The sequence below is a fragment of the Halomonas sp. SpR8 genome, assembly GCF_031010195.1.
Lineage (GTDB): Bacteria > Pseudomonadota > Gammaproteobacteria > Pseudomonadales > Halomonadaceae > Vreelandella.
Genome location: NZ_JAUAMC010000005.1, coordinates 260,691 through 287,687 on the forward strand (window position 1 = coordinate 260,691; position 26,997 = coordinate 287,687).

At 55.8% G+C, this 26,997-nt stretch carries 28 protein-coding genes; 4 read left to right on the top strand and 24 right to left on the bottom strand.

Annotated elements, in window-relative coordinates; all coding sequences use genetic code 11:
- Positions 1 to 179: 179 nt before the first annotated feature.
- Together QT230_RS12355 and QT230_RS12360 are read left to right on the top strand one after the other, a co-directional pair.
- Entirely contained in the window at positions 180 to 434 is a 255-nt protein-coding gene (locus QT230_RS12355; RefSeq protein ID WP_308322130.1) for a hypothetical protein, read from the top strand.
- 3 nt (positions 435 to 437) lie between these two features.
- Entirely contained in the window at positions 438 to 1,031 is a 594-nt protein-coding gene (locus QT230_RS12360) for an SCO family protein (RefSeq protein ID WP_308322131.1), read from the top strand.
- On the opposite strand, the gene QT230_RS12365 is transcribed toward QT230_RS12360, so the two are convergent.
- From QT230_RS12365 to QT230_RS12395, 7 genes are all read right to left on the bottom strand, one after another.
- Positions 1,028 to 2,119 carry a PHB depolymerase family esterase gene (locus tag QT230_RS12365; RefSeq protein WP_308322132.1) on the bottom strand — a complete coding sequence of 364 codons (1,092 nt, stop codon included), beginning with the start codon at positions 2,117 to 2,119 and terminating at the stop codon, positions 1,028 to 1,030. The genes QT230_RS12360 and QT230_RS12365 overlap by 4 nt on opposite strands.
- 3 nt (positions 2,120 to 2,122) lie before the next feature.
- Positions 2,123 to 2,803, bottom strand: coding sequence for an FKBP-type peptidyl-prolyl cis-trans isomerase (locus QT230_RS12370; RefSeq protein ID WP_308322133.1), 681 nt, complete (start codon positions 2,801 to 2,803; stop codon positions 2,123 to 2,125).
- 139 nt (positions 2,804 to 2,942) lie between these two features.
- Positions 2,943 to 3,386 (bottom strand): universal stress protein, encoded by a 444-nt coding sequence (locus QT230_RS12375; RefSeq protein WP_308322134.1) that lies wholly within the window; start codon positions 3,384 to 3,386, stop codon positions 2,943 to 2,945.
- A 21-nt stretch (positions 3,387 to 3,407) separates the two neighbouring features.
- The gene (locus QT230_RS12380) at positions 3,408 to 4,691 is read right to left on the bottom strand and encodes a TRAP transporter large permease (protein ID WP_308322135.1); all 1,284 of its coding nucleotides are present in this window, start codon (positions 4,689 to 4,691) and stop codon (positions 3,408 to 3,410) included.
- A 30-nt stretch (positions 4,692 to 4,721) separates the two neighbouring features.
- Complete coding sequence (locus tag QT230_RS12385; RefSeq protein ID WP_308322137.1) at positions 4,722 to 5,300, bottom strand: TRAP transporter small permease; 579 nt, start codon at positions 5,298 to 5,300, stop codon at positions 4,722 to 4,724.
- 231 nt (positions 5,301 to 5,531) lie between these two features.
- Positions 5,532 to 6,578: a TRAP transporter substrate-binding protein DctP gene (gene dctP, locus QT230_RS12390; RefSeq protein WP_308322138.1), complete on the bottom strand. Its 1,047-nt coding sequence runs from the start codon at positions 6,576 to 6,578 to the stop codon at positions 5,532 to 5,534.
- Positions 6,579 to 6,759: 181 nt separating this feature from the next.
- Positions 6,760 to 7,347: a TIGR02444 family protein gene (locus tag QT230_RS12395; protein ID WP_308322139.1), complete on the bottom strand. Its 588-nt coding sequence runs from the start codon at positions 7,345 to 7,347 to the stop codon at positions 6,760 to 6,762.
- Positions 7,348 to 7,376: 29 nt separating this feature from the next.
- On the opposite strand from QT230_RS12395, the gene QT230_RS12400 reads away from it, so the two are divergent.
- A complete protein-coding gene (locus QT230_RS12400) occupies positions 7,377 to 9,347 on the top strand; it encodes an ATP-binding cassette domain-containing protein (RefSeq protein WP_308322140.1) in 1,971 nt (656 codons plus the stop codon).
- Positions 9,348 to 9,362: 15 nt separating this feature from the next.
- Here QT230_RS12400 and dtd read toward each other — a convergent pair whose 3' ends face one another.
- The 9 genes from dtd to QT230_RS12445 form a co-directional block, all read right to left on the bottom strand.
- Complete coding sequence (gene dtd, locus QT230_RS12405) at positions 9,363 to 9,800, bottom strand: D-aminoacyl-tRNA deacylase (protein WP_308322141.1); 438 nt, start codon at positions 9,798 to 9,800, stop codon at positions 9,363 to 9,365.
- Positions 9,801 to 9,891: 91 nt separating this feature from the next.
- The gene (locus QT230_RS12410) at positions 9,892 to 10,737 is read right to left on the bottom strand and encodes a universal stress protein (protein WP_308322215.1); all 846 of its coding nucleotides are present in this window, start codon (positions 10,735 to 10,737) and stop codon (positions 9,892 to 9,894) included.
- A 151-nt stretch (positions 10,738 to 10,888) separates the two neighbouring features.
- Positions 10,889 to 11,719: a bifunctional hydroxymethylpyrimidine kinase/phosphomethylpyrimidine kinase gene (gene thiD / locus QT230_RS12415; protein WP_308322142.1), complete on the bottom strand. Its 831-nt coding sequence runs from the start codon at positions 11,717 to 11,719 to the stop codon at positions 10,889 to 10,891.
- 162 nt (positions 11,720 to 11,881) lie between these two features.
- Positions 11,882 to 12,994 carry a TRAP transporter substrate-binding protein gene (locus QT230_RS12420; RefSeq protein ID WP_308322143.1) on the bottom strand — a complete coding sequence of 371 codons (1,113 nt, stop codon included), beginning with the start codon at positions 12,992 to 12,994 and terminating at the stop codon, positions 11,882 to 11,884.
- Positions 12,995 to 13,181: 187 nt separating this feature from the next.
- A complete protein-coding gene (locus tag QT230_RS12425; RefSeq protein ID WP_308322144.1) occupies positions 13,182 to 14,585 on the bottom strand; it encodes a TRAP transporter large permease subunit in 1,404 nt (467 codons plus the stop codon).
- A complete protein-coding gene (locus tag QT230_RS12430; protein ID WP_133732177.1) occupies positions 14,585 to 15,145 on the bottom strand; it encodes a TRAP transporter small permease subunit in 561 nt (186 codons plus the stop codon). The genes QT230_RS12425 and QT230_RS12430 overlap by 1 nt, the downstream gene beginning before the upstream one ends.
- A 102-nt stretch (positions 15,146 to 15,247) precedes the next feature.
- On the bottom strand, positions 15,248 to 16,048 hold the full coding sequence (locus tag QT230_RS12435) for an endonuclease/exonuclease/phosphatase family protein (RefSeq protein ID WP_308322145.1): 801 nt from the start codon (positions 16,046 to 16,048) through the stop codon (positions 15,248 to 15,250).
- Positions 16,049 to 16,086: 38 nt separating this feature from the next.
- Positions 16,087 to 16,719 carry a thiol:disulfide interchange protein DsbA/DsbL gene (locus QT230_RS12440; protein WP_308322146.1) on the bottom strand — a complete coding sequence of 211 codons (633 nt, stop codon included), beginning with the start codon at positions 16,717 to 16,719 and terminating at the stop codon, positions 16,087 to 16,089.
- A 167-nt stretch (positions 16,720 to 16,886) separates the two neighbouring features.
- Positions 16,887 to 17,516: a c-type cytochrome gene (locus tag QT230_RS12445; RefSeq protein WP_308322147.1), complete on the bottom strand. Its 630-nt coding sequence runs from the start codon at positions 17,514 to 17,516 to the stop codon at positions 16,887 to 16,889.
- A gap of 359 nt (positions 17,517 to 17,875) precedes the next feature.
- Here QT230_RS12445 and yihA point away from each other — a divergent pair, with 359 nt between their 5' ends.
- Complete coding sequence (gene yihA, locus QT230_RS12450; protein ID WP_308322148.1) at positions 17,876 to 18,523, top strand: ribosome biogenesis GTP-binding protein YihA/YsxC; 648 nt, start codon at positions 17,876 to 17,878, stop codon at positions 18,521 to 18,523.
- On the opposite strand, the gene QT230_RS12455 is transcribed toward yihA, so the two are convergent.
- The 8 genes from QT230_RS12455 to QT230_RS12490 all read right to left on the bottom strand — a co-directional run bounded on the left by QT230_RS12455 (position 18,520) and on the right by QT230_RS12490 (position 26,863).
- Positions 18,520 to 19,257 carry an HAD family hydrolase gene (locus QT230_RS12455; protein ID WP_308322149.1) on the bottom strand — a complete coding sequence of 246 codons (738 nt, stop codon included), beginning with the start codon at positions 19,255 to 19,257 and terminating at the stop codon, positions 18,520 to 18,522. The two genes, yihA and QT230_RS12455, sit on opposite strands and share 4 nt — an antisense overlap.
- A 16-nt stretch (positions 19,258 to 19,273) precedes the next feature.
- Positions 19,274 to 20,200: a tyrosine recombinase XerC gene (locus QT230_RS12460; RefSeq protein WP_308322150.1), complete on the bottom strand. Its 927-nt coding sequence runs from the start codon at positions 20,198 to 20,200 to the stop codon at positions 19,274 to 19,276.
- Entirely contained in the window at positions 20,193 to 20,903 is a 711-nt protein-coding gene (locus tag QT230_RS12465) for a DUF484 family protein (protein ID WP_308322151.1), read from the bottom strand. The genes QT230_RS12460 and QT230_RS12465 overlap by 8 nt, the downstream gene beginning before the upstream one ends.
- Positions 20,904 to 21,014: 111 nt before the next feature.
- Positions 21,015 to 21,848, bottom strand: a complete 834-nt coding sequence (gene dapF / locus QT230_RS12470; RefSeq protein ID WP_308322152.1) for a diaminopimelate epimerase — start codon at positions 21,846 to 21,848, stop codon at positions 21,015 to 21,017.
- Positions 21,848 to 23,119, bottom strand: a complete 1,272-nt coding sequence (gene lysA / locus QT230_RS12475) for a diaminopimelate decarboxylase (protein WP_308322153.1) — start codon at positions 23,117 to 23,119, stop codon at positions 21,848 to 21,850. The genes dapF and lysA overlap by 1 nt, the downstream gene beginning before the upstream one ends.
- A gap of 27 nt (positions 23,120 to 23,146) precedes the next feature.
- On the bottom strand, positions 23,147 to 23,290 hold the full coding sequence (locus tag QT230_RS12480; RefSeq protein WP_308322154.1) for a lipoprotein: 144 nt from the start codon (positions 23,288 to 23,290) through the stop codon (positions 23,147 to 23,149).
- Positions 23,287 to 24,690 (bottom strand): argininosuccinate lyase, encoded by a 1,404-nt coding sequence (gene argH / locus QT230_RS12485; protein WP_308322155.1) that lies wholly within the window; start codon positions 24,688 to 24,690, stop codon positions 23,287 to 23,289. The genes QT230_RS12480 and argH overlap by 4 nt, the downstream gene beginning before the upstream one ends.
- Before the next feature lie 100 nt (positions 24,691 to 24,790).
- The gene (locus QT230_RS12490) at positions 24,791 to 26,863 is read right to left on the bottom strand and encodes an EAL domain-containing protein (protein ID WP_308322156.1); all 2,073 of its coding nucleotides are present in this window, start codon (positions 26,861 to 26,863) and stop codon (positions 24,791 to 24,793) included.
- Positions 26,864 to 26,997 lie beyond the last annotated feature (134 nt).

The following is a 26,997-nucleotide window of genomic DNA, read 5'->3' on the forward strand; positions in this document are numbered from 1 at the left end:
GCTTGGCGCTTGCGGCGTGCGCGTGGTATGCCTTTACGTATTGGCTGCATCGAGACAACGATGTGACATGGTTCCCGCCGTCCTCAAGCTGTAACTTGCATGCATCCCCCTGTTCCGCCACGTTAGGCGATATAGGACGTGTAACGCTTCATGTTCAGGCTAGTGGGCGGATAGATGCATTGGAAATACTACCATTGGAAGTCGAGGTAGATGGCGTCAAAGCTACTCAGGTAGACGTCGACTTTGTCGGCCGTGATATGGATTTGGGGCTACACCGGTTTACCCTTAATGCCCGTTCACCCGGCCACTTTCAGGGTCAAGGCCAAGTGGGGATTTGTACCCAAGCCGTTATGCCCTGGCGTGCACGTGTCATACTGGAAACCGCAGAAGGCAAAGTGGGCAGTTGGTTCGATTTTGACGTGATACGGAGTTAACACATGGCAAGTAAACCATTATGGATTGGCGCCGGGGTAGCCGCAGTATTAATCGTCGCTAGCAGCATCGGTCTTTACCAATACGCTTTCGCCCCTAACAGTGATGAACCTGTGGGAGGGCCGGTAGAAATGCCGTCCACCCAGGGTGATTTTTCATTGTCCCAGATGGACGACGATCAGTTGGCCATCCTTTCGTTTGGCTACACTTACTGCCCTGATATATGCCCGATGACGCAGTCGGTAAAGCGCCAAGCGTTAGCCCAACTCACTGAAGCGCAGCGCGAGCGCGTGGTGCCCGTAATGATTACCGTCGATCCCGAACGCGACACGATTGAGCGCATGCAGGAGTACATGGGTTTTTTCGGCGAGGATTTTATTGGCGCGGTAGGCAGCCAGGAACAACTTGAGGATGTGGCGTCACGCTATGGCGTGATATGGCGAAAAGTCGAGGCGCCGGATTCAGCAATGGCTTACACCATCGATCACAGCGCCTCGCTTTTTTTAGTCAACCGTGATGGCGATATTCTTCAGCGAGTACTCTACTCACCAACTCCACAAGGCTTAGTCTCAGCATTAGAGCGCGAACTAAACGGTTAATCGGTTTGTTCAGGTGTGGCTTGTAAACGATCAAGCATAGCCATTAAGGCGCCAATTTGGGTGCCGCTACGGGTATCGTGCTGCGGGCTTAGCTGCCAGGTACTTTCGGCAAACCCCCACCAGTCCCAGCAGCCCTGCGGATTGGCCATACTGCTCTCTGTTTGAGGATAGAGGACGATTTGCTGATGTGTTGCCGCCCAGGCGTTTAGCCCGGTGTAGCGAACGAACGTATCGCCAATCGAATCTGCGTTCATTTGACAACCGTGCAGCGCCAGCGTTACCGGGCAGTTACCGCCGTCACAGCCTTCGGGGATAAATACATAGCCAGTATCGGCGAAGCCTTTTACGGCAAACTCCGATTGGTCGAATGTGACTAATTCACCACCCTGCTCGCCCTGATTATCAGTGACAAAAGCTTCTCGTTCGGGGTAAAGCCAATCGAGCATGTCACCGGCAATATCTTCATCGCAGGATAAAACATAACTACCGCCCCCTTGCCGACAATCACCCCACTCATAGGGGCCGGGTGATGAGTTGTTAGGCAAACGCACCGGCCAACCGTGGCCCGCATCTTCACTGCGCGCAACGCGCAACTGATCAGAAGAGGCAAGCCACTGCTCCCATTGCTCAGCCAGCAAATCACCTAGTGCAGGCTCTACCACCTCATCCTCTTCGCCATGCCATAAATAGGCGCGAAGCTGGCTAAGCTCTTCGGCACTACCTACTTGCTCAAGCTCGAGGTAGCGTTGGTAACGGCTCTCCAGTTCATCTAATGAAGGGGCGCCGCGGCGGGTCATCATGCACTGATTTAACGCCAAACTCAGCGAGCCCTGCGCACAGCTCCAGGGTCCCGCCGCCAGCACACCCAGGCCACTAAACCGCTCCGGCCAAGCGACCGCTAGCTGGGTCGCCATATAGCCGCCCGATGACACCCCCACCACGCTTGCTTGATCGGCAGCAGCACCTAAGGCGGACAAATCATCCGGCTCGTTCACTGTCTCGGCCTCGGCGATGAGTGGCAACCCCAGGCCGATACAAAGCAGCACGTAAGCGATCGGGTGCGGCGTGACGAGAGGGGCTGAGAGCATCGCTTATTCGACGCCTAACAGTTCAACGCGGAAGGTCAGCACTTCGTTGGGTCCAATCGGCCCTTGGCCATTCTCGCCGTAAGCAATATCGGCAGGGATATACAGCATCCAGCTATCGCCGACGCTCATCATCTGCAGCGCTTCCTGCCAGCCTTCGATCACCTGATTGGTTTGGAAGCTGACGGATTCGCCGCGCTCAAATGAGCTGTCAAATACAGTGCCGTCTAGCAACATGCCTTCATAGTTCACTTCGACGGTATCTTCAGGGCCAGGAGTAGCGCCGTCGCCCGATTCAAGCACTTCATATTGAAGACCAGAGTCCGTCACCGTGACCTCATCACGCTCAGCGTTCTCGGCCAGAAAAGCTTCACCCTCTTCGAGATTGTTCTGTGCCATCTCTTCGGCTTCCGCTTCGCGCGCTTGCATTGACTGCTCTTGGAACGCCATTAGCGCTTCAGTCATCTCTTCTTCACTGAGCGCTAAGTCATTGTCTTCAAACACATCGCTCATACCGTCGTTAAACGCGTCTAGATCGAGGTCTTCAATGTCCGCCTGCATACTTTCACCGAGGGTAACACCCAGGCTATAGGCCAATCGCTGTTCATCTGTTTCTGGCGCTGCCGCTGCAAAAGGGGCAACCAAGAGCAAACCTGTCAAAGCCGTTGTAGAGAGCAGTAGTTTCATGAAAGATCCTTTTATCTTGTATATAGCGGCGCCAAACGCCAATCGGTGTTACGCAAAGACTAACACCCACCGACCCAAGCTGCATCTTCGGGTGGTGGGTGCCAATAAGACCACAAAATGAGCGAGAGGTTTAGGCTATTTAAACGACCAGCGTGGGGCAATGAGCTGCCCCTGCCACCCGTTGAGACACACTCCCCAACAGCGGATTTTTCTCGCCGTTGGTGCCCTGGGCGCCTATCACAATCAGATCGCACTCCCGCTTGCGGGCAAAGCGCACGATGATACGCGATGGTCGGCCGCCTTTTACAAATGCACGCACGCGAGTGCTGTCCGCGCCCAACTCAATAGCGTGGGACTTGGCATGAACGGCAATCTCGGTGGCGTACTCTTTTAGCGCATCATCCGGGATATCCAGTTGGTTAGGCCGCACCATCGAGAGCGAGGCTTCCAGCAGACTATGGTGTTTAAACACGCACAGCAGATAAAGCTCGGCGCCGGTCAGCATATGCAAGCCCACCGCTTTTTCCAGCGCCCTTAAAGCGCCTTTAGAACCATCCACCGGGACTAAAATGCGATTAAACATTCGCGTACTCCTTGTGGCTGTTTAACGGAAGGCAACATCGCGCAGGAACAGCGCAATTTGCGGGAACATGATCAGCAGAGCGGCGGCTAAAATCAGCATGAAAATAAACGGCGGAGTGCCTTTGATCACATCCCAATAGGGGCGCTTGAAAATCGCAATCGCGGTGAAAATATCACACCCAAAGGGCGGGGTAGCCGAACCTATTGCCACCTGCAGCGTGATCAAAATACCCACCAGTACCGGGTCGAGTCCAGTGGCCTCAATGGCAGGGGTAAAGATAGGCGTCAATACCAGAATGACCACAATGGGATCGACAAACATACAGGCAACGAAGAAGGCGATACAGATGGCAATCAGCACGCCCGTGGGGCCTGCTTCGTTAACCCCCACCGCCTCCAAGATCATCTGTGGGATCTGGGCAAAAGATATGATCCACGAGAAGCCATTACCCACCGCCACAAGTATAAACACTACTGCGGTAATCAAACCGGTTGACTTGGCGATGGCATAAATGTCGTTCATCTTGAGCGAGCGGAAGACCACAAACTCGAGCAAAATGGCATATAGCACACAAGCCGCTGCGGCTTCAGTCGGACTAAAAATACCGCCGTAGATACCACCGACAATAATCACCGGAAAACCAAGCGGCCACAGTGCCTGCTGAACCGCTACTGCGCGCTCTTTCCAGCTCGATTTTGCTTCTGTGGGTACATCTTTAACGATGGCGTAGATAATGCAGTAAATCGAAAACATAAGCAGGATCATTAACCCTGGCCCAATCCCGGCAATAAATAGCTCACCGATGGAAGTCCCCGATATAACCCCGTAAATAATCATGCCGATACTGGGAGGGATCAAAAACGCGATGTCGCTGGCATTGATAATCAGTGCCAGCGTGAAAGAGTCCGAGTAGCCCGCTTTAAGCATCTTTGGGCGCAATGGCGACCCAACGGCAACCACGGTCGCCTGAGTAGAACCGGATACAGCACCAAATAGCGTGCACGAGGCCGCCGTACTTACCGCCAAACCGCCTTTAATATGACCTATAAACGCCATTACCATATCTATCAAGCGGTTAGCGGACTGGCCGCGGGTCATGATGTCAGCGGCAAGAATAAACATCGGCACAGCGATTAGCGAGGCTGGTCGTATGCCCGCCATCATCTGCTGGATCAGCGTATCCATCTGGCCGAAGCCGTTAAACATCATATAGAAGCCGATTACCGCAGCAGTAATCAGCGGAATCATCATCGGAAAGCCCAGCAGCAGCAGGGCAATCATGGTTGTGACCATTATTGTCGTCATAGCTGTTCCCCTAGGGTGCAGTGCCCCGCGTTAAACTTCCGTTTCCGTATCTTTATAACCATCCACCACGCCCGTCGAGAGATAGACATCCCGGGACGTTAAGTTTTTAACGGCGGTCAGCAAGTATTGAATACCGGTAATTAAAAACCCCATCGGCACCCATAGGTAGATGATCCACACCGGTAAACCCAAGGAGGGCAACACGCGGCCTTTGCTCTGCAGATCAAGGATATAAACAATCGAATAATAGAGGAGGAAAAACATCACCAGCGAGGTAAACAGTGCAATGCAGATCATCAGCACTTTGCGCCCGCCTACCGGCAATGCATCGTAGATAGCCGACATGCGTATATGGCGGCCATGGCGCGCGGCATAGCCAACCCCCGCAAAGGTGATCATGATAATCAAAATGCGGTTTAGCTCGCCGGAAAACATAATGCTGTTACCAAATACAAAACGAGCAACCACGTTGGTGACCGTATTCAGCGCCATTAGCAAAACGCCCATCGCGAGGATCACGGCTTCCATTTTGCTAATTGCAGTGTCGATCACACCTAATATCCCCGGCAAGCCGGAGCGATAACCCTTTTCCATCTCTTCATCGGTCATGGCCGGACTCCTTTGTGGCAGCTCTAACAGCATCAAATATGCACTGAAGAAACGTTTAACGTAGCGTAACGGCATGCCGCCGCGGATGTTTCAACGCTAGATGTACGTAACCCAACAGTAACGGTGTTAAAGCCTTGAACAAATGATCTTGAGTACCACAGTATAAAAAAAGGGGCAGCCTTAGCTGCCCCTTGGGTAATCCCCATCTAGCCTGTAGGGCTTAAAGAATGATTACTCGTTGCTTACGGCTTCAAGGTCAGCTTTAAACTGCTCAAGCAGCTCTTGACCTTTATCGCCGGTCATTTCCAAAAAGGCTTCTTCAACCTGCGGGGCACGGTCACGGAAAGCCTGGATTTGCTCTTCATCCAAACGCGTCACGGTGACTTCGTCCGACGCTTCCTGAATCTTCTCGAGCGACTCCTCGGCTAAGCCTTGGATATGTTCGATAGTGTGGTCATAAGCCGCCTGTGAGGCTTCTTGTACCAGTTCCTGGTCTTCTTCTGAAAGACCATCATAGAAGTCCTGGTTAGCCATCATCGCGGTCGTGAACCAACCGTGACCGGTAAACGTTAGGTGCGGAGACACCTCGTATAGGCCACCGGATTCGATCCAAAAGATCGGATTCTCTTGACCATCGATAATGCCGGTCTGGAGACCACCATAAACTTCGCCCCACGGCAGCGGCGTCGGCGTTGCACCAAAAGCGTCGTAGGTTTCCGTCAGCAGCGGGTTGGTCATGGTACGAATTTTCTTGTTATCCAGCCCCTCCGGTGAGGAGAACGGCTCATTGGTGGTCACAACCATTTCGCCTTCTGGATACATCTTCAGCAGCTCTAAACCTTGCTCGGCGTAAAGCTCAGGAAACATCTCGTTGATAGCCTTACTTTCGTCGAAAAACTCCAAAACGGTTTCTTCGTCGGTAGGCAGCAGGTAAGGAATGAAGAAAATTTGCGCTTCAGGGATCAGTGAACCGGTAAAGCCAGGCGACTGGTTCACAAACTGAAGAATACCATTCTGCGTCTGCTCCATGATGTCATCAGACTCACCCAGCTCACCAAAGCGGTAAACCTGAACGGTGTGGTCGGAGTTCTCTTCGATATGCTCTTTAAAGGCGTAAGCGAAAACGTCTTGAACGTCGCCTTCGTACTCTTCGTGGGCATAACGCCAGTTATCTGCTTGGGCGACAGCTGTCATACCCATCAACAGTGCCGCAACGCTCGCTGAGGTCACTAACTTGGTCGTTACTGAACGATTAAATACTGGTTTGCTTGCCTTCATGCGATGTTCCCCTTGCAGTGGTAAGCGCGCTGTAAAAGTGCGCAAGAACCTAGTTAATCCTCGCGTATCTCAACACGACACTTTTCCGTTATTCGGTATTTGCCAACCACAATGCTGCTGCTTTTATTGTGTGCTAGCGGTCGAATAACGCTAGGTATTTAAAAATCATCTTAAATTCAGGCTAGCGCGCTCCTTGTAGAGGGTCAAGCTGGCAGGCAAGCGTTTGTAGCGCTGGAAGCAGCGCTGTGTGACGTTTTTCGCCCGCAGCAGGCTTGAAGTCAATTTCAACTATTAAAAGCTGTTTTCGCAGCCATTGCGCCGCATCTAGCGTTTTTTCTGCGATGTTCGCGACACGCTGCTCATGGAGCGGTGCCGTAATAACCCACGATTGCCAACGTTGAAGGTTCTCACGCTCGGCCATTAGCTCCGCCTGCTTAACAGTTTCTCGCAGCGCTGTTATGGATTCGCTAGAGACTGCCGAGACTTTTAAATCGCGGCGTAATCCACGCAAAACCTCCGTCACATCGCACTGCCACAAGCGACGCTGCTCACGTTCTGGTTCCAGTGCAGCAGGTAGGGCTTCTAAACCGAACGAATAGAGCCAGCAATGAAACAGCACCTCGCAAATGTCCAGCCCGGCATCATCTTGAAGTGTCAGACAAGCGGCCTCAACGCCGGGCTTGGCATACAGCGCCAGTGCAAAATCCCATAACGGTGCCTGCTGTAAGCGTTGCAATCGGGTAGAATCAAGCGCAGTAGAATTTCGCATCAAATGACCCACTTTCTTCGGGAGAAGGCATGATCGCACTGCGCCAAGTCGCCCTGCAACGCGGCACGCAAACGCTACTCGACAACGCGGACGTTACCCTTCATAACGGGGTAAAGACCGGGATTATCGGGGCAAACGGCGCCGGTAAATCGAGCCTGTTCAAACTCCTGCTCGGCGAGCTTGCGCCCGATCAAGGCGAGATCGAAATGAGCGGCGGCCAGCGCATCGCGCATATGGCCCAGGAAGTAGACGCCCTCGACCGCCCGATTATTGAGTATGTACTCGATGGCGACTTGGCGCTACGCCAAGCAGAAGCTGACTTACGGGCCGCTCAGGAAGCCGGGGAGGCGCACCGGGAAGCTGAACTGCATGGATTAATTGAAACCCTGGATGGCTATCGGGCCGAGTCTCGCGCGGCGCAGCTCTTGGTGGGGCTGGGTTTTGTCCAGTCAGACCTTAGCCGCCCGCTCTCGGCGTTTTCCGGCGGCTGGCGGATGCGGGTCAACCTCGCCCGCACCCTGTTTATGCCTTCCGACCTGCTGCTGCTGGATGAGCCCACCAACCACCTGGATCTGGATGCCCTGCTGTGGCTGGAGCAGTGGCTGACCCGCTACCCCGGCACCCTGCTGCTGATTTCCCACGACCGCGACTTCCTGGATGCGGTGTGCGACCACATCGTGCATATGCATCACCAGACTCTGGAGCTTTACCGCGGCAATTACTCCCAGTTTGAGCGCACCCGCGCCGAAAAGCTTGCCCTGCAGCAAGCGGAAGCGGCCAAGCAGCAGGCGCGCCGAGAGGAGATCGAACGGTTTATCGCCCGCTTCCGCGCCCAGGCGACCAAGGCGAAGCAAGCGCAAAGCCGGGTCAAAATGCTCGAGCGGATGGAAGATATCGCCGTTGCCCACGTTGATTCCCCCTTCCACTTTACGCTACCCGCTGCCGATAAAACCTCCCATCCACTGCTGGTGCTGGATCAGGCGCAGTTGGGTTATCCCGGCGAAAACGGGGGTGAGGGAAATGTGCAGTTGGATAAGGTCAACGTTACCTTACTGCCCGGCAGCCGCATTGGCCTGCTTGGCCCCAACGGCGCGGGTAAATCAACGCTGATTAAGTCGCTCACCGGGGAGCTGGCGCTGCTTAATGGCAAGCGTGTACCCGGCGAGCACTTGGCGATTGGTTACTTCGCTCAGCATCAGCTTGAAGGGCTGGATGTCACCTCGACGCCCTTCGTTCACGTGCAGCGCCTCTCGCCCACCGCCAGCGACCAGGAGATTCGCAACTTCCTGGGCGGCTTTGGCTTTAAAGGCGATGACGCCTTCGGCACAGTCGCCAACTACTCCGGCGGTGAGAAAGCCCGCCTGGCGCTGGCGCTCGTCGCTTGGCAAAAGCCTAACCTACTGCTGCTCGATGAGCCCACCAACCACCTGGATTTAGAGATGCGCGAGGCGCTGACCCAGGCGCTGGCCAGCTTCGAAGGCACGGTTATTCTGGTCTCCCACGACCGCCATTTACTGCGTGCCACGGTCGATGAGTTTTGGAAGGTGGCGGATAACCGCGTCGAGCCCTTCGATGGCGATTTGGAAGACTACCGGGTTTGGCTCAAAGCGCGCCTGGAAGAGAGTCGCCGGGATTCCCGCAGTGAAAAAGCCGAGCGCCAGAACCAGCAGCCCAGCGGCGATAGCCGTGAAGCGCGCAAGGCGTCGCGCAAAGCGGCCGCCGAGCTACGCGAAAAGCTGCGCCCGCTGAAAAAACAGCGCGATCAGTCGGAAAAAGCCATGGAAAAAGCCCAGCAGGAGCTCGATACAGTAGAGCAAGTCCTGGCAGACCCAGAGCTTTACACCGACAGCGCTCGCAAAGCCGAACTAACCAAGACGCTTAGCCAGCAAGCGGAGATTAAAGCGCGTTTAGATGAGTCAGAACGGCAGTGGCTTAGCGCCGAAGAGGCGTTGGAGGCGATGGAAGCAGAGCTGCTCGCCAGCGAAGGTGCGGAAAGCTAGCGCTAGAAAACCAAACTAGTTTTCCAGCAAAAACGTTACCGGGCCATCGTTGATGAGCGCTACCTGCATATCGGCGCCAAATTCACCGGTGGCCACGTTTGGCCAAGCAGTTTGCGCTTGGCTAACCAGCAGATTGAACAGCGCTTCGCCCTGGGCAGGAGATGCGGCGCTGGAGAAGCTGGGCCGCAGACCTTTGTGGGTATCTGCTGCCAGGGTGAATTGTGACACGAGCAGCAAACCGCCGTTCACCTGTTGCAGGTTTTGATTCATTTTGCCCTCGGCGTCGCTGAAAACCCGGTAGTGGAGCAGTTTATGCAACAGCTTTTCTACAGCGGCCACATCATCATGCTTCTCCACCCCCACCAGCGCCAACAGTCCGTGATCGATACTGCCGACAATCTCACCTTCTACTTCTACGCTTGCGCGCTTTACGCGCTGAATCAGTGCCTTCACACCTACTCCTCATTATCAGGCTAATCAAAGGCGTCAGTGTAAATGCTTAACGCAGGCTTTACCCCTGCTGTCACTTTTAGTAAGACAGCAATTACCACGCACGGCAGAGCATCAGATCACAGTGGGGCTCATTTAACAGCATTTCCGTCACCTGGCTTACGTGGTGGGGCTGCCCACGGCTGCCGATCATGACCAAATCTGGCGAGTGGCGCTTCATATACGCTTGCAGCACATCACAGGGCGCGCCTTGCTCCAGCACTAGCTCAACATCGGGCACTCCCTCTAACTCACGCATCAGGCTCTCCACTTCGCTGGTTAACTGCTCTCGTAGGCGCTGCAACTCATGATCACGCCAGTGAGCATAATAGGCTTGCGAACCGAGTTCGCGCTCGCCGGGCAACGACCAGGCGTGAAGCAAGGTAAGCGTGGCTTCGGGGAAGCGGATCAGCGCCTCTTTTAAGGTATGCCTTGCGGTAAGAGAAAAATCGATAGGTACCAGAATATGCTGCCAGGGCTGCGTTGGCTGGTAGGAAGCCACTACCACCGGGCAGGGAGCGCTGCGGAGCACTCGCATCACCGTCGTGCCTGCCAGCAGGTCTTTCTGCCCCCGCTTACGGTGCATGCCCAGCACAATAAGCTCGGCGTTACGTTCATGGGCTTCGCGGACGATCTCGACGTGGGGCGAACCGGTCACGGTTTGGATCAGCGTTTTCGGCGCTTCAAGGGCGTAGTCTTCGCGTAGATCGGTTAACGTCGTGGTGATGTCTTCTACCACCGCGCTCTCGACATCCAGCAGCACACGCCGCGGGAGATAGGGATCCAACACATGCAGCACGTCTAGCTGAACCCCATGGGCATAGGCCAGACGTAAAGCCCGGGCAAACGCAGCGCGATTGTCAGCGGAAAGATCGGTAGCGAATAGGATCGTACTTGGGATCGTACTTGAGATCGAACGAGGCATGGCGAAACGCTCCTCGGCTGAGCAGCCCAGCCTTACAAGTCGTTAAGCAAACACTCCTTAGCATGGTGTGCAATGCGCTTTCTCGCAAGCAACCTATGACCAAAACCGATTAAAGCACTACACCCAATCACCACCAGGCGTGAAAATGGTGCACCGGTCCGCGGCCTTTACCTACGCTTAAGCGCACGCTCGCCTCTAGCGCCGCGTGCAGCCACTGCTTGGCATCGCTGATGGCGGCTATCGGGGCATCCGTCCCGGCATCCACGGGTAGCTTCGCCAGGCAGGCAGCAATTGCCGAGGAGAGCGCGCAGCCGGTGCCGTGTAAATTGTCGGTATCAATACGCGAGGCGGGCAACCACTCATGGGTATTGGGGGTTGCCAGCAGATCCGGGCAGGTGGCACCACGCAGATGGCCACCTTTCAGCACCACATAGGGTGCGCCCAACTGCGCCAAGCCCGGCAGCATCGCCTCCATGGCGTCTAAACTGGTAGGCGAGGCCGTGCCGAGCAGTACCGCGGCCTCCGGCAGGTTAGGGGTAATCACATCGGCGAGCGGCACGAGAATATCGCGTACGGCGCGAATGCCTTCATCGTCGACTAGAATGTCGCCACTCTTAGCGACCATCACTGGGTCGAGCACAATCCAGCGTGGGCGGCGCTGACGCAGCACATCGGCGATGATCTCCGCGACTTCACGGCTAGTGACCATGCCAATTTTGACCGCATCTATCGCCACATCGTCCAGCAGGTGTTCCAACTGCTCGCGAATGGCCTGGGGAGCGACAGGGTACACCGAGGCCACGCCGCAGGTGTTTTGGGCAATCACCGCGGTAATCACGTTGGTGCCGTAAACGCCGAGGGCTGAAAAGGTTTTCAAATCGCCCTGTAGACCAGCACCACCGGAAGGGTCGGAACCCGCGATGGTAAGCACATTGCGAAGACGGGAATGGATAGACATGGGGCTCCTTCACGGCAAAATTGGCAACAAACGCCACTGTGCGCCTGCTTTTAAGATATCCACTAGGATACCCAAGCTGCGCGCCTTATGCTGCTGAAAACGTACCTGCCAGCCACACAAAAGCCGCCCGAAGGCGGCTATTGCGTGCGTGAGCGGGGCAAACTATTGAGCGGTGTCGCCTTCCGGATTGCGGGCGTTGTAGTACGCCTGCTCGGAGATGGCGTGGTAATCCTCAACCTTGTCCTGGAAAGCACTGTAGGAGTCGTAGATTCGTGTCGCCAACTCGCTGGATTCTGCCAGTTCAGCGACCACATCTTGAGAGTGCTCACGCGCCTGGGCCAGTACGTCGTCAGGGATACGGCGCAATTCAACGTCATGCTCGTTGACCAGCGTTTCCAACGCATCGTTGTTACGCGCAGTGTACTCATCCAGGACGCTTTGGTTGATGTCGCTAATCGCGCTACGCAGGATCGCCTGTAGATCCGCGGGCAGCTCCGCGTAAGCCTCTTCGTTGACGATCGCCTCGAACATCACCGTCGGCTCGTGCCAACCTGGATAGTAGTAATAGTCGGCGGCTTGATGCAGACCAAACGCCAGGTCGTTGTAGGGACCAATCCACTCTGTTGCGTCAATCGCACCCGACTGCAGCGAGGTAAAGATCTCGCCGCCCGGCATGTTGACAATGGCCACGCCCATGCGGCTCATGACTTCGCCCCCCAGGCCGGGCATGCGCATTTTCAGGCCGTTCAGATCGTCAACCGAGTTGATCTCTTTGTTGTACCAGCCGCCCATCTGCACGCCTGAGGCACCCGCGACCATTACGTCAACGCCAAAGTCATCGTAAAGCTCGTTCCACAGCTCCATGCCACCGCCATAGCTTAGCCAGGCGTTCATCTCTTGGGCGTTCATCCCAAACGGCACAGCGGCAAAGAACTGTGCGGCAGGTGCTTTGCCCTTCCAGTAATAGGAGGCAGAGTGGCCAAGTTCAGCGGTGCCATCGGAAACGGCGTCAAACACCTCAAAACCTGGCACCAATTGGCCAGCCCCGAAGACTTCAATGGTCAAACGACCATTCGACATTTCATCGACCAACTGCGATAGGCGCTCAGGGCCTTGGCCTACCCCCGGGAAATTCTTCGGCCAGGAGGTGACCATTTTCCACCGAAACTCGTCTTCTTGTGCCTGGGCGTGATTATCAACGCTTGAGACCACCAGCAAACTGGCGGAAAACGCGGTCGTCATGGCAATGGCGACGGGGAGTGTTTTGGCTTTCATACAATAACCCTCTTACTGTCTATTATTACTATTATTGAGTAGGGAATACCCCGCCTAGCGTAGAACGCCAGACGGTTTGCTACAGGCCATCAATAGCTATTGACTGCTTTTAATTAGGTTGCCACATATATCCGTTGATAGCTGCGATGTTATTCAACTAACCAGATGTAAACTCCTTGCCCATTAACTAAAACTGATCAGGCAGCCACGTGGCTAGCTGCGGGAAGAAGCTCAGCATGAGCAACATCCCCAGCTGCATCAGGATAAACGGGATAACCCCACGGTAAATCGCCGATGTAGACACAGACGGCGGCGCCACCCCGCGCAGATAGAACAGCGCGAAGCCAAACGGTGGCGTTAAGAAAGACGTTTGCAGGTTGATCGCGATCATGATGCCCAGCCAAATTGGGTCAAGCCCCATGGCGAGCAGAATCGGCCCGACAATCGGCACCACCACAAAGGTGATTTCGATAAAGTCGAGAATAAAGCCGAGCAGGAAGATCACCAACATAACGATGAGTGTCGCGCCGACCACGCCGCCGGGCATACCCTCGAACAGCTCGGTCACCATGTGTTCGCCGCCGTAGGCACGAAACACCAGCGAAAACAGCGCCGCACCGATCAAGATCAAAAATACCATGGTGGTGACGTGAGTCGTCGAGCGCAGCACGTCTTTCAGCGTCTTCATGTCGAGCTGACGATAAGCCAGCGCCAATACTAGAGCGCCAAAGGCGCCTACCGCAGAGGCCTCCGTGGGCGTGGCAAAACCGCTTAAGATTGAGCCCAGTACCGCCACAATCAGCACCACAGGGGGCACCAGCCCTTTGAGCAGCAGCATGCCAATCCCCGAGGTATGGCCAAGTTCGGCCATTAACTCTTCACGATCAGCCGCAGGCGCCATATGCGGGCGCAACCATGCCACCAGAGCGACGTAAATCATATACATCACGACCAGCAACAACCCAGGCACTAGCGCGCCCATAAACAGGTCGCCCACCGAGACGGTTTTAGGGCTAAAAATGCCCATATCCAGCTGCGCTTGCTGATACGCTGATGACAGCACGTCACCCAGCAGTACCAGGGCAATGGAGGGTGGAATGATTTGGCCCAAGGTGCCGGTCGCGCAAATGGTGCCGGTGGCCAACGATGTGCTGTAGCCACGCTTGAGCATCGTCGGCAGCGACATCAGCCCCATGGTGACCACGGTGGCCCCCACAATACCGGTTGAGGCCGCCATCAGCATACCCACCAGCGTCACCGAAATACCCAAACCACCGCGCAATGAGCCAAACAGCAGGGCCATGGCATCCAGCAGCGTCTCAGCCACTTTAGACTTTTCCAGCAACACGCCCATCAACACAAACAGCGGTACCGCCAACAGCGTTTGGTTGGTCATTATGCCGTAGAGCCGGTTGGGCAAAGCGGCGAGATAGCCACTATCAAAGTTGGCGTCGATACCTATCGCTTCAAGCCCCAGCCCCATACCGGCAAACAGCAGCGCCGTACCCGCCAGCGAGAGGGCGACGGGAAAGCCGAACATCAGCACAATGCATATAACGGCAAATAAAATAATCGGCATGAATTCCAGCATCAAACACGCTCCTCAAGGTGATTGCCACCGGCAGCGGACGGCACTATCCGCCCGGCCATCACGTAGCCGTTGCGCACAATCTCAATCACGCCTTGCACGATCATCAGCACGGCAAACAGCGGTATTAAGGTTTTCAGTGCGTAGACGGCCGGAATACCGCCGTAATCGGAGGAGGTTTCCAGAATACGCCAGGAGTTGGCAACGTAACCCAGGCTGGAAGCGATAATGAAGATCATCACTGGAATCAACAGCGTGATAATACCTACGACATTGATTAATGCCTGGCGGCGCGGCGTCATCCCTCGGTAGAAGATATCCACCCGCACGTGGCCGTCATGGCGAAAGGTATAAGCGGCCGCCAGCATAAAGACACTGGCGTGCATATACATCACGAGCTCTTGCATAAAGATGCTGTTCACACTGAAGGCGTAACGCAGTAGTACAATCGCGAACTGAATCAACATCATAATGATGATCAGCCACGCAAGGGTACGCCCGAACCACTCTGAAGCGCGGTCCAGCGCACCAATAAACGCAGGTAGTTGTGTTGTGTCCGACATGGGAGTGTCTCGCGTAAAACGGCTAAGAGGAGTCAGCGCTCCAGACAATAGCGCATATACGCTTACAATGCAGCGCCCTCGCGCTGCACAGCGTGCTTATTATTAAATGCTTGGGCGAATTGCCGCTAAACAGGCCTCGGGCAAGGGGAGATCGACAGCGATCGGCAGGTGATCGGAGAACAGGTGATCAAGCACGTGCACCTCGGCGACCTCTAACGACTGCGACAACAGAATATGATCCAGCGCGTGGCGCGGCTGCCAAGAGGGGTAACTTAGCAGGGGTTTAACCGGATGCAGTGGTAGCGACGCACTAAAACGCTCATGGGCATGCAGCTGGTCAGGGGTACAGTTGAGATCTCCCATCACCACAACGTGGCGCAGCGGTTGAATAATCTCACTTAAATAGTTGAGTTGGCGCACCCGACCACGATGGCTGAGGGCCAAGTGGGCAACGAATACGTGCAGCGCATCCGGGCCGTCTCCAAAGCGTGCGTGGATGGCTCCGCGCCCCGGCATCGCGCCCGGCAAGCGGTGCTCCTCTATTTGGCTAGGCACCAGACGCGAAAGCAAACCGTTGCTGTGCTGGGCGATGCGCCCCAAATTGCGGTTGAGCTGCTGAACATGGTGGGGAAACCCCGCTTTGGCAGCAAGATACTCCACTTGATTGACACGGCTTGAACGAAAGCTGCCGCCATCGACCTCTTGCAGCCCCACTACGTCGAACTTACTTAACACTTCGCCCATCATATCCAAACGCTGCTGACGGCGCGGATGCGGCAATAGGTGCTGCCAACTGCGCGTAAGATAGTGATGATACGCCGACGTTTGAATGCCCACCTGCAAGTTGAATGTCAGCAAGCGCAGGTGGCCATCTTCAAGCAGCGTAGAGCGAGGGCCGCTCAATGCGGTCTCCTCACGCTCCCTAGCTTCACGCAACACGGTTATTCAGCGCGCTCGGCACGCACCTGCTCAACCAGCGCATCAGCTATCTGCGGCATATTTTCCAGACTACCAGCAGTGCTAGGCGTTACCACATAACGGCCATCAATGACCAGTGCCGGTACGCCCATCAGCTTCATTTGGCGCATCCGGCTGTTAGCCTTATTCACTTCGCTGCGCACGCTAAAATCGGTCAGCGCTTGTTTGGCTTCCTCTTCACTGACGCCATAGTTAGCGAAGAAAGCGGCAATTTCATCGGGCTCAGTAAGCGACTGCTTCTCCTGATGGATGGCATTAAAGAAATCGGCATGTAGCTCGTCTTCAATGCCCAACGACTCAGCCGCGTAAAAAGCGGTGGCGTGAGTGTTCCAATCGCCGCCCATGGTGGCAGGCATATGCTCTACGCTAACGTCGTCGTCCAGCGTCTCGTACCACTCGTTAACCGGGGTTTGCAGCCGGTAACAGTGTGGGCAACCAAACCAGAATACTTCGGTGACTTCAATTTGGCCGTCTTCGACGTGGGTCTCTACCGGTGACTCAAGCACCTCATAGTCTTGGCCTTCAACTATATCCTGGGCACTTACTGCGGCAGAAAGTCCCAAACCGGCCATCGCGACCATTAGCGTTTTAAGCATTGTATAAATTCTCCATGGGTAAGCGAGGAGTATGACCGTGAATACATTAGCGGGTTCCCTTAGCTAGCACATTGGCATCGCAAACGAGAACCCGCAAACGGCATAGCGACGCGGGCAAGCTTTCAAAGCTTAATTCGTAAACTACTTTATAAAATTAATTTATAAAATCAGTTCAGGCCTAAGAGATAGTTAGCCACTGCTTCCATATCGCTATCACTCATTTTTGAAGCGATATCGCCCATGATGTTGTTGGGGCTGTTATTACGCTCGCCTGCCGCGAAATCCTGCAGCGTTGAGACCGTGTACTGAGCGTGCTGCCCGGAAAGGCCCGGGTATACGGCGCTACCGATACCAACGCCCGTTGGCGTGTGGCAGGCAGCACAGGCGGGGATGCCTTTCGAGATATCACCAGCGCGGTACAGCTCTTCACCGCGAGCCAATAATTCAGCATCTTCGTCGCTGGTTTGCCCCAGGTTGGCGTCCTGGCGTGCAAAGTGGGCTGCCACATCCCAAGCGTCTTGATCAGAGTAGTCGTCCACCTGACCGGCCATTTGGGCAACCACACGATTGCCGTCGCGGATATCCATGATCTGTTTGGCCAGATAAGACATCTGCTGGCCCGCTAGGTTAGGGAAAGCGCCCGATGGGCTAATGCCCTGCTGCCCATGGCAGGCGGCGCAGGTTTGGGCCATTTCCTGGCCAGCAGATGCATCTGCATCGGCTTGGTAGTCCGTTTGAGCGTGGGCGGTGCCAACGGCGCCCATGGTAATTGCCAGGCTTGCCAGTAACTTTCTCATTGCTATTCCACTATGCCGTTTTATGTTTGACTGGTACGCACCCTGGGCGCTTCCCAGGCTCCACAAGTTACCAGGGTTAGCTCCGCCAAAACGAACAACGCATTGCATTAGTCGCTGTCGGCTAGAGCGCGATGGTACACTAGCGCCCCAGGTCGCAGATATAAACCGCTTGCATTATAACGAATCACCCCAGCGGCGGGAATGCAAGTCCTGGCCTGCTTTAGGGGTGGTTCGTCGCAGTACTGCTCTCTGCTTTTTATCATGATTCGCCGCCATGGGCGCTACTTTACGTGATGGTGAGGTGATGTCATTGCGCGTTGAGCAGGCCGCTCTTATGTTCGTTTTTCAGGATCAAGTCCATGTCTACCTTCCATGATAGCCCTGTCGCTCGGCTGAACTACCCGACGGCAAATTTTATTATCAGCGCCCCCACCTTGGCACTGTGCCCGGATGATACTGGCGCTGAAGTGGCCTTTGCCGGTCGCTCAAACGCGGGAAAATCAAGTGCTATCAACGCACTGACCCAACAAAACGCCTTGGCGCGCACCTCACGTACGCCGGGCCGCACCCAGCTTATTAACTTTTTTAGCGTCATGAATGATGAATCGCGACGCTTGGTCGATTTGCCCGGTTATGGCTACGCCAAGGTGCCGGAATCGGTCAAGCTAGAGTGGCAAAAGCACTTAGCCGAGTACCTGCGCAATCGCTTTAGTTTACGCGGTTTAGTACTGCTAATGGACGTGCGCCACCCGCTTACCGAGTTTGATCAGATGATGCTCGACTACGCCGACCAGCGCGAAATGCCGGTGCATATTCTGCTGACGAAGGCCGACAAACTCAAAAAAGGCCCCGCCAGCGCCTCTTTGCAAAAAGTACGTTCGCGCTTGAAGGAGTGGGAAGACTTAGTCTCCGTACAGTTATTCTCGTCGCTCAAGCGCGACGGCGTCGATACGCTGTCCCAGAAGCTGGATCAGTGGTTGCACACGCCGCCTGAAGACGCCATCTAGTCACTTTTTTCTAACGTCTCAAGCACGCTGGGCAGCTCTTTAATATGGGCAATGCGGTGCACGCGCGGAGGCAGCGCTTGCTCACCCGTGTCAGAAATCCAAACCGCATGCATGCCCAACTGCTGTGCGGGCAGTATGTCTTCTTGCCACGAGTCGCCTACGTGCATGGCGCATTCAGGCGCTACGTTTAAACGTGAGAGCGCGGTGAGAAACGGCGCTGGATCAGGCTTCGGCGTAAGCAGCTCGCCTGCGGCAATCGCCACCGGAAAGTAGCTGGCCAGCGGCTGGCGCGCTAAATGGATATTACCGTTGGTGATGGCCGCCAGTTGATAGCGCTCCGCCAAGGCGGCTAGCAAACCGGCCGCTTCTGGGTGGGGCGTAACCTGTACGCGCAGACGGTGAAACTCATTCATCGCCGCTGCCGCCCACATCAAGGCCGCACTGCGGGGCAAACCTTCGGCTTCTAACTGGGACTCTAGCGCGCGCAGTCGCAGCCAGGTGAAGTCGCCACGCCGTTCAGGCACCTGTTTAGCCAGCTGTTGACGACGCTGCAGATAATCCTGTCCGCCACCCTCGTGGGTTAATCCCAGCGCTTCTTCCTGGCGCGCCGCTCGCCAAGCCTCAAGTGCCTCCAACAGCCAACGGTAATGGCCCTCTTCGGTGCGCGCCATCACCCCGTGGTTATCCCATAGCGTGTCATCAAGATCGAAGGTAATCGCCTGCAGCGTGGTCATGGTTTGTGCTCCTGGGCTATTTTTTTCCTGGACTGGGACTTCTTTTAGCCCGGGGATGCGCCGCGTCGTAGCTGGTCGCGAGATGCTGCCAATCCAGCCGGGTATAGATTTGCGTGGTCGAAAGATTAGCGTGCCCCAGCAGCTCTTGTACCGCTCGCAGGTCTTGGCTCGATTCCAACATATGGCTGGCAAAAGAGTGGCGTAACCGGTGCGGGTGCAAATGCTCCGGCAAGCCGCGGGCAAGCGATAGCTGCGCTAGGCGTTTTTGAATGGCGCGATGGCCCAAGCGGGTACCGCGTTGACCCACAAACAGCGCCGTCTCATTGATGGGCGCAAGCGCTGAGCGACAGCCCAGCCACTCGGCCAACGCCTGCTGCGCACGCCGCCCTACCGGTACCTGGCGCGGCTTACTGCCTTTGCCTATCACTCTGACTCGGCTGTTTTGCAAATCTCCTAGGTCTAGCGCCGCCAGCTCCGCTAAACGCAGGCCACTGGAGTAAAACAGCTCGAGAATGGCTTGATCCCGGATGCCTAATGGCGAATCGTCGTGGGGAGTATCGAGAAAGCGTGCCAGCGCGTCGACATCGACCGGGCGCGGCAGGTGGCTGGGCTGTTTGGGTGTACGCAATAGACCCACTGGGTTATCGGCCAGCACACCCTGCTTGACCAGATAATCGGCGAAACTGGAAAGCGCCGCTCGGCGCCGGGCGAGGCTTCTCGGCGCTAGGCCTCGGCTACGCTCGGCGCCCAGAAATGCCCGCAGCAGCGCAGTATCTAGCGCCGCGGGGTCGGTCACCTCACGGCGCTCAGTAAATTTGCATAGTGCGCCCAGATCATGCCGATAAGCCTCAACGGTAGCAGGGCTGGCGTGAGCTGCCAGCACGATTAGGAAGGCTTCAACGCGCTTGGCTATTGGCGTTTCAGCCTTGGCTGTCTCAGCCATAATCGCCCAGGCGCAACAGCAAGCGCGCGACGATATCGCCCAGGTACTCGGTGAAGAGCGTGTCCATACTGGCCCGATAGGCATCAGGGCTGGGGCTAGCCAGCAGCAGATAGCCCAATGGATCACCCGCCGAGAGGCGCGAAATAGCGCAAGAACCCGCTTTACGGGGCGCTTTGACGTGCGGCAGCAGGCACTTCCAATCGCTGACGCTAAGCTTAACGCAGCGGCTGGTGCGGCCATCCAGCAGCGCCGCTAAGCGCGTGCTGGCGTGCTGATCGAGTACGTGGCGCGGCGGCTGCGGAGGCGTTGGCTCACTATCGCTTAGCGTCGCCGGGCACCACAGCGCCATGGCTGGGGTTTCAAAGCGTTCGCTAAGCTGGGTCGCCAACGCTTGAGCCAACGCATCGCGATCCGGCGCTTCCACCAGCGCGATCAACGTTTCGCGCAGCCGACGGTACTGGGACTCGTTGTGACGAGCGGTTTCCAGCAGGTGCTCCAGACGGCCTTCGGCTGTTTCAGCACGCTGACGCAGGTCTAACACCAGGCGCTCCAGCAGTGATACCGCCCCGTCGATATTCGGGTGGGGCACCTGTAGTTGTTGCAACAACCCTTCACGACCAACGAAAAAATCGGGATGACGCGCCAGCCAGAACGCCACTTGATCAGGATCGAGCGTTTTGCGGGGTTCAGGGGCTTGTGACATCGCCGTTCTCCTCGAATTAATTGAGTGCTGCTTAACCTAAGTACTGCTTAAACTAAGTACTAATTAACCTAAGTACTAATTAACTTAAGTACTAATTAACTTAAGTACTGCTTAACTAAGCGCTACGCGGCCATCGAAGACGCGTGTGGCCGGACCCACCATTGTTAATGCCCCTTCAGGGTCAGGCCACTCAATGCTGAGCTCCCCACCGGGTAAGTGGACTTTCACGGGGCTTTTTAACAGCCCCTGACGAATACCGCTGGCCACTGCCGCACAGGCGCCTGTACCGCAGGCCAGCGTTTCGCCACTGCCGCGCTCATACACGCGCAGACGTATTTCACTAGGCGAGAGCACCTGCATAAAGCCCACGTTAACACGCTTTGGAAAACGCGGGTGCGCTTCAACCAACGGCCCCAGCCGCTCGACCGGGGCGTCGTCCACGCTATCGACCTGAATGACCGCATGGGGGTTGCCCATTGAGACTACGCCGATCTGCAGCGTTTCATCGCCCACAGCTAGCTGATGCAGCGGTTGATCGCCAGGGGCCTCAAACGGCAGCGCCAAGGGGCTAAACCGCGGACGCCCCATATCCACCCGCACCATGCCATCGTGCTGAACGGCGAGCACCAGCGGGCCACCGGCGGTTTCCACATGGATTTCATGTTTATGGGTAAGCCGCTGGTCGCGCACAAAGCGGGCAAAGCAGCGCGCGCCGTTGCCGCAGTTTTCCACTTCACTACCGTCGGCATTGTAAATGCGGTAGCGAAAATCCATCTCCGGATCTCGAGGTGGCTCGACCACTAACAACTGATCAAAGCCAATACCGAAACGCCGGTCTGCCAGCGCGCGAATCTGTGCTTCATCCAACCGCGCGCGCTGAGTGACGAGATCGACCATGACAAAGTCATTGCCCAGACCATGCATTTTGGTGAAATGTAACAGCATTAGCGCCCCCCTTCGGGCAACAGCGCTTCGCCCGCCCATAGGCTAGCCACAGTTTCCCGCGCGCGCACCACGTGGCAACTATCGCCATCGACCATTAGTTCGGCGGCGCGCGGGCGGCTGTTGTAGTTCGACGCCATCACAAACCCGTAGGCCCCCGCCGAGCGCACCGCGAGCAGATCACCTTCGGCAATCGCCAGCTCGCGCTCCTTGCCAAGAAAATCACCGGTTTCGCAAACGGGGCCGACCACATCGTAAAGGGCGCTTTCCCTCGGTTGGCGAGTATCCACCGGCACAATCGCCTGCCACGCTTGGTACAGAGCCGGGCGAATCAAGTCGTTCATGGCCGCATCGACAATCGCGAAGTTCTTGGTCTCTCCGGGCTTTAAAAACTCCACCCGGGTTAACATCACCCCGGCATTGGCAGCAATCGAACGGCCTGGCTCAAACAGCAGTGTCAGCTGTTCACCACCTTCCCAGCGTGAAAGTCGCGCCAGCAGTTGGCTGGCGTAATCAAACGGCTGGGGCGGTTTTTCATCGCGGTAAGGCACGCCTAAACCACCGCCTAGATCGAGGTGCTCGATTTCGATACCGCGCTCACGCAGCCGCTCCATCAGCATCAGCAAACGATCCAGCGCATCCAAAAAAGGTGCCGTCTCGGTAAGCTGTGAACCAATGTGGCAATCAAGGCCTTTTACCTGCAGATTGGGCAGGCTTGCAGCCAGTTCATAAACCGACAGCGCTTCATCGACCGGAATACCGAACTTATTATCCTTCAAACCGGTAGAGATATACGGATGGGTACCCGCATCCACATCCGGGTTTACCCGCAGCGAAACCGGGGCAATCTTGCCTAGCTCACCGGCGACCCGATTCAAGCGCTCAAGCTCCGGGCGCGACTCAACGTTAAAGCACTTAATGCCCACTTCCAGCGCACGGGTCATTTCATGGGGCTGCTTGGCAACCCCTGAAAACACTACTTTTGCCGGGTCGCCACCTGCCTTGAGCACGCGCTCAAGCTCGCCAATGGAGACGATATCAAACCCCGCCCCCAACTGGGCAAGTAGCCCCAGCACGGCCAGATTGGAGTTGGACTTCACCGCGTAACAAATCAAGTGCGGATGGCCACCCAACGCTTCGGTATAGGCGCGAAAGTGACGTTCAAAGGTCGCTTTTGAGTAGACGTAGCAGGGCGTGCCGTACTCGTCGGCAATCCGTGACAGCGGCACATCTTCGGCATACAGCACGCCATCACGGTAATTAAAATAATCCATATGACTCTCCCCTTCTCCTGCGACTCTTTATTCAGAGGGCTGGTCAGATGGCTGGCCAGACTGCTCGCTAGCAGGCGCATCGTCCGGTAGATATAACGGCCCTTTTTGCCCACAGGCAGTAACCGCGGTTAACAGCAACGCCGCAAGGGCGATGATTGCTAGCGTTTTCATGCGCCCGCCTTGAGCGCACTCAACGCCTCACGCGCTCGCTGCGCGGCTGCCCGCACCTGATTGGGCGCAGTGCCACCAATATGGTTCCGGGCGGCGACCGAGCCTTCCAGGGTTAATACCTCGAACACATCCTGCTCAATGGTAGCGGAGAATTGCTGGAGCTCTTCCAGGCTCATTTCAGACAAATCTTTTTCGCTTTTAAGGCCGTAGGCTACCGATTGGCCGACAATTTCATGGGCGTCACGGAAGGCCACGCCTTTGCGCACCAGATAGTCGGCCAAGTCGGTTGCGGTGGAGAAACCACGCCGCGCCGCTTCATACATGCTGGCTTTTTTGGGCTCAATGGCGGGCACCATATCGGCGAAGGCTTTTAAGCAGTCGCGCACGGTATCCACCGCGTCAAACAGCGGCTCTTTATCTTCCTGGTTGTCTTTGTTGTAAGCCAGCGGCTGCGATTTCATCAGCGTTAATAGCGACATCAGGTGACCATATACTCGGCCGGTTTTGCCGCGCACCAGTTCAGGCACGTCGGGGTTTTTCTTCTGCGGCATGATGGATGAGCCGGTGCAGAAGCGGTCGGGCAGGTCGATAAAGTTGAACTGCGCGCTGGTCCACAGCACCAGCTCTTCGCTCATGCGCGACAGGTGCATTAACAGGATGCTGGCAAAGCTGGTGAATTCAATGGCGAAGTCACGATCCGAGACCGCGTCCAGGGAGTTTTCCGTCGGGCGGTCAAAGCCTAACAGTTCCGCCGTCACGTGGCGGTCGATGGGATAAGTAGTGCCAGCCAGTGCAGCGGCGCCCAGCGGCATTACGTTGACGCGCTTGCGGCAGTCCAACAGGCGCTCGTGGTCCCGGGCCAGCATCTCTTGCCAGGCTAGAATATGGTGACCAAAGGTGACCGGCTGGGCAGTCTGCAGGTGGGTAAAGCCCGGCATAATGGTCTCGGCTTCACGATCCGCCAGTTCGATCATGCCTTCGCGCAGGCGCTTCAACTCCACTTCGATCACATCGATCTCATCGCGCATAAACAGGCGGATATCGGTGGCGACCTGGTCGTTACGCGAACGCCCGGTGTGGAGCTTTTTGCCGGTAATACCGATCTTTTCAGTTAGCCGCGCTTCGATGTTCATATGCACGTCTTCAAGCGGCACAGACCAGTTAAATTCGCCGCGCTCGATCTCGCCCTGAATCTCGTTCAGACCGTTAATAATCGCATCACGCTCGTCATCGGTCAGTACGCCCACTCTGGCCAGCATGGTGGCGTGGGCGATGGAGCCCTGGATGTCCTGGGGGGCCAGGCGCTGATCGAAATTAACAGACGCGGTGAAGCGTGCAACAAAGGCATCGGTGGGCTCGCTAAAGCGACCGCCCCATGACTGATTCGTAGCTTGGCTCATCGAAGGTATATCCTGCTGACAAAACGTAAAAGTCGTTACGGAAAGTGGGAGTCGTTACGGAAAGTGTACCAGAGTCGCCCCGGTCAGCGGCACGCCGTTTTTATTTCTGCGCTAGCAGAGTGCCCGACGCGATGACTGCGGGAGGCCTGCGCAAAAACCTAAGGAGGGCGTCGAGGGGCATAGGGCGGGCAAAGTAGTAGCCCTGGAAATAGTCGCAGTGGCGCTGCCGCAGATAGCTAAACTGCTCTGACGTCTCGATCCCTTCGACCAATACCTCTAGCCCCATCTTCCCCGCCATAGCGACCACGCCGTCGATAATAGCCGCGTCGCGGCGGTCGGAGATAACATCGCGTACAAACGAGCGGTCTATCTTGATGCGGTTAATCGGCAGGCGTTTTAAGTAGCTTAGGCTAGAGAATCCAGTGCCAAAGTCATCTAGCGCAATCTGAACCCCCAGCGCACGCAAGTTCGTTAACGCCTGGATCGCTTGCTCGGCGCTGTCCATCAGAACGCTCTCGGTCAGTTCAAGCTCTAACAGCGATGACATAAGGCCGCTGCTAGTCAGCACCTGCTCAATTGAGGCGATAAAACCGGGGCGTTGAAACTGCATAGGCGAGATATTGACCGCCATGGAGATCTCACCCAGCCCCAGGCCGTTAAGCTGCTGGGCATTACGGCAGGCGGTGGCCAGCACCCATTCGCTGATGGGAATGATCTGGCCGGTATCCTCGGCAAGGCTAATAAAATCCGACGGTGGAATATTACCGCGCTCAGGGTGCTGCCAGCGGATCAGCGCTTCAACGCCTACCACGCGACCGCTAGGTGCGTGGATTTGCGGCTGATAATGAAGTTCAAACTGCTGCTGCTCAATGGCTTGCTGTAGTGCACTGCGTAAGCTGACCCGCTCGCTAACCTTGCGATTTAAGTCTTCGGTATACCAGTGATAGGTATTGCGTCCGCGCCGCTTTGCCTTGTACATCGCCAAATCCGCCTGCTGGATAAGCTGGCGTGGTTTTTTTATGCTGCCATCGTTGATCGCAATGCCAATACTAGCGGTAATGCGCAGCTCGCTGCCGCGATACCAGTAAGGTGGCGAAAGCCCCTGGAGAACCCGCTCGACCACTTGTATCACATCATCTTGGTGGGCCAGGTCCGACAGTAGTACGACAAATTCGTCGCTGCCAAAACGCGCAACGGTATCCCAGGGACGCAGTTCATTTTCCAGCCGCTTGGCAACCTCGACCAGAATAAAGTCGCCCACCTCATGGCCAAGCGTATCGTTGATCGGTTTGAAATCATCCAAATCAATAAACAGCACAGCTATGTAGCGCTGGTGGCGGCGCGCCACCACGCATCCTTGCTCTAAACGCCGCCCCAGTAGCAGTTGGTTGGGCAATCCCGTCAGGGAATCATGGTGGGCGTTATGAGCTAGCTGGGCCTGATATTCGCGCTGTTCAGAAATATCGTTTTGAACACCAATAAAGTGGGTTACTTGGCCGTTCTCATCAAGAACGGGCGAAATGTACAGATCGTTCCAAAAAACCGTGCCATCCCGCCGATAGTTACGGATGACTACGTGTACTTCACGTTGTGCGGCAATCCCATCCCGCAGTTGCTTGATGGTGGCAGGGACCGACTCTTCACCCTGCAAAAAGCGACAGTTATGCCCTAATACTTCGTGACGTGAATAGCCAGTAATGCGCTCAAAAGCCGCATTTACATAAACAATAGGCAGGTCGCTGCACTGGGCGTCCGTAATAATAATCCCGTTGGTACTCGACTCAACGCCACGCTCTAATAGCTTCAGATGATGCTCGCTAGCCTTACGCCGCGCAGCCACCCGGGCGATAACGTAAATCACGCCCTCCCCCAATGAAGCGGCAACTTCTAACCAGTGCTGCTTGCCGGTTGCGGAAACGGCGCGCACTTCAAAGGGAAGCGCCTTTTCACCTTGATGCATACGCTTTAACCCCCGCTCAATGACAGGATGATCAAGGGGATCTATAACGACGCTACAGGCACGACCAATCAATTTTTCAGACGGATACCCCAACAGCGTCTCGAAGGCAGGATTGACTTGCAACAATGTGCCTTCAAAGTCGATACAGCAGAACAGATCCCGCGAAAGCAGGAAAAACTGATCAAGCTGACCATTGGTCACAACTGAGGACATGAGAAATCCTAGGATGGGTAAAAAACCGTTACGGAGGCGATAATTAGCGCTGTTATTTTTACTGTGTCGCTCGGTGCTTTATGATGAGGTTTATCATAGTTTGACTCGCCGTGTCTGCGGTATAGGGAGAACAA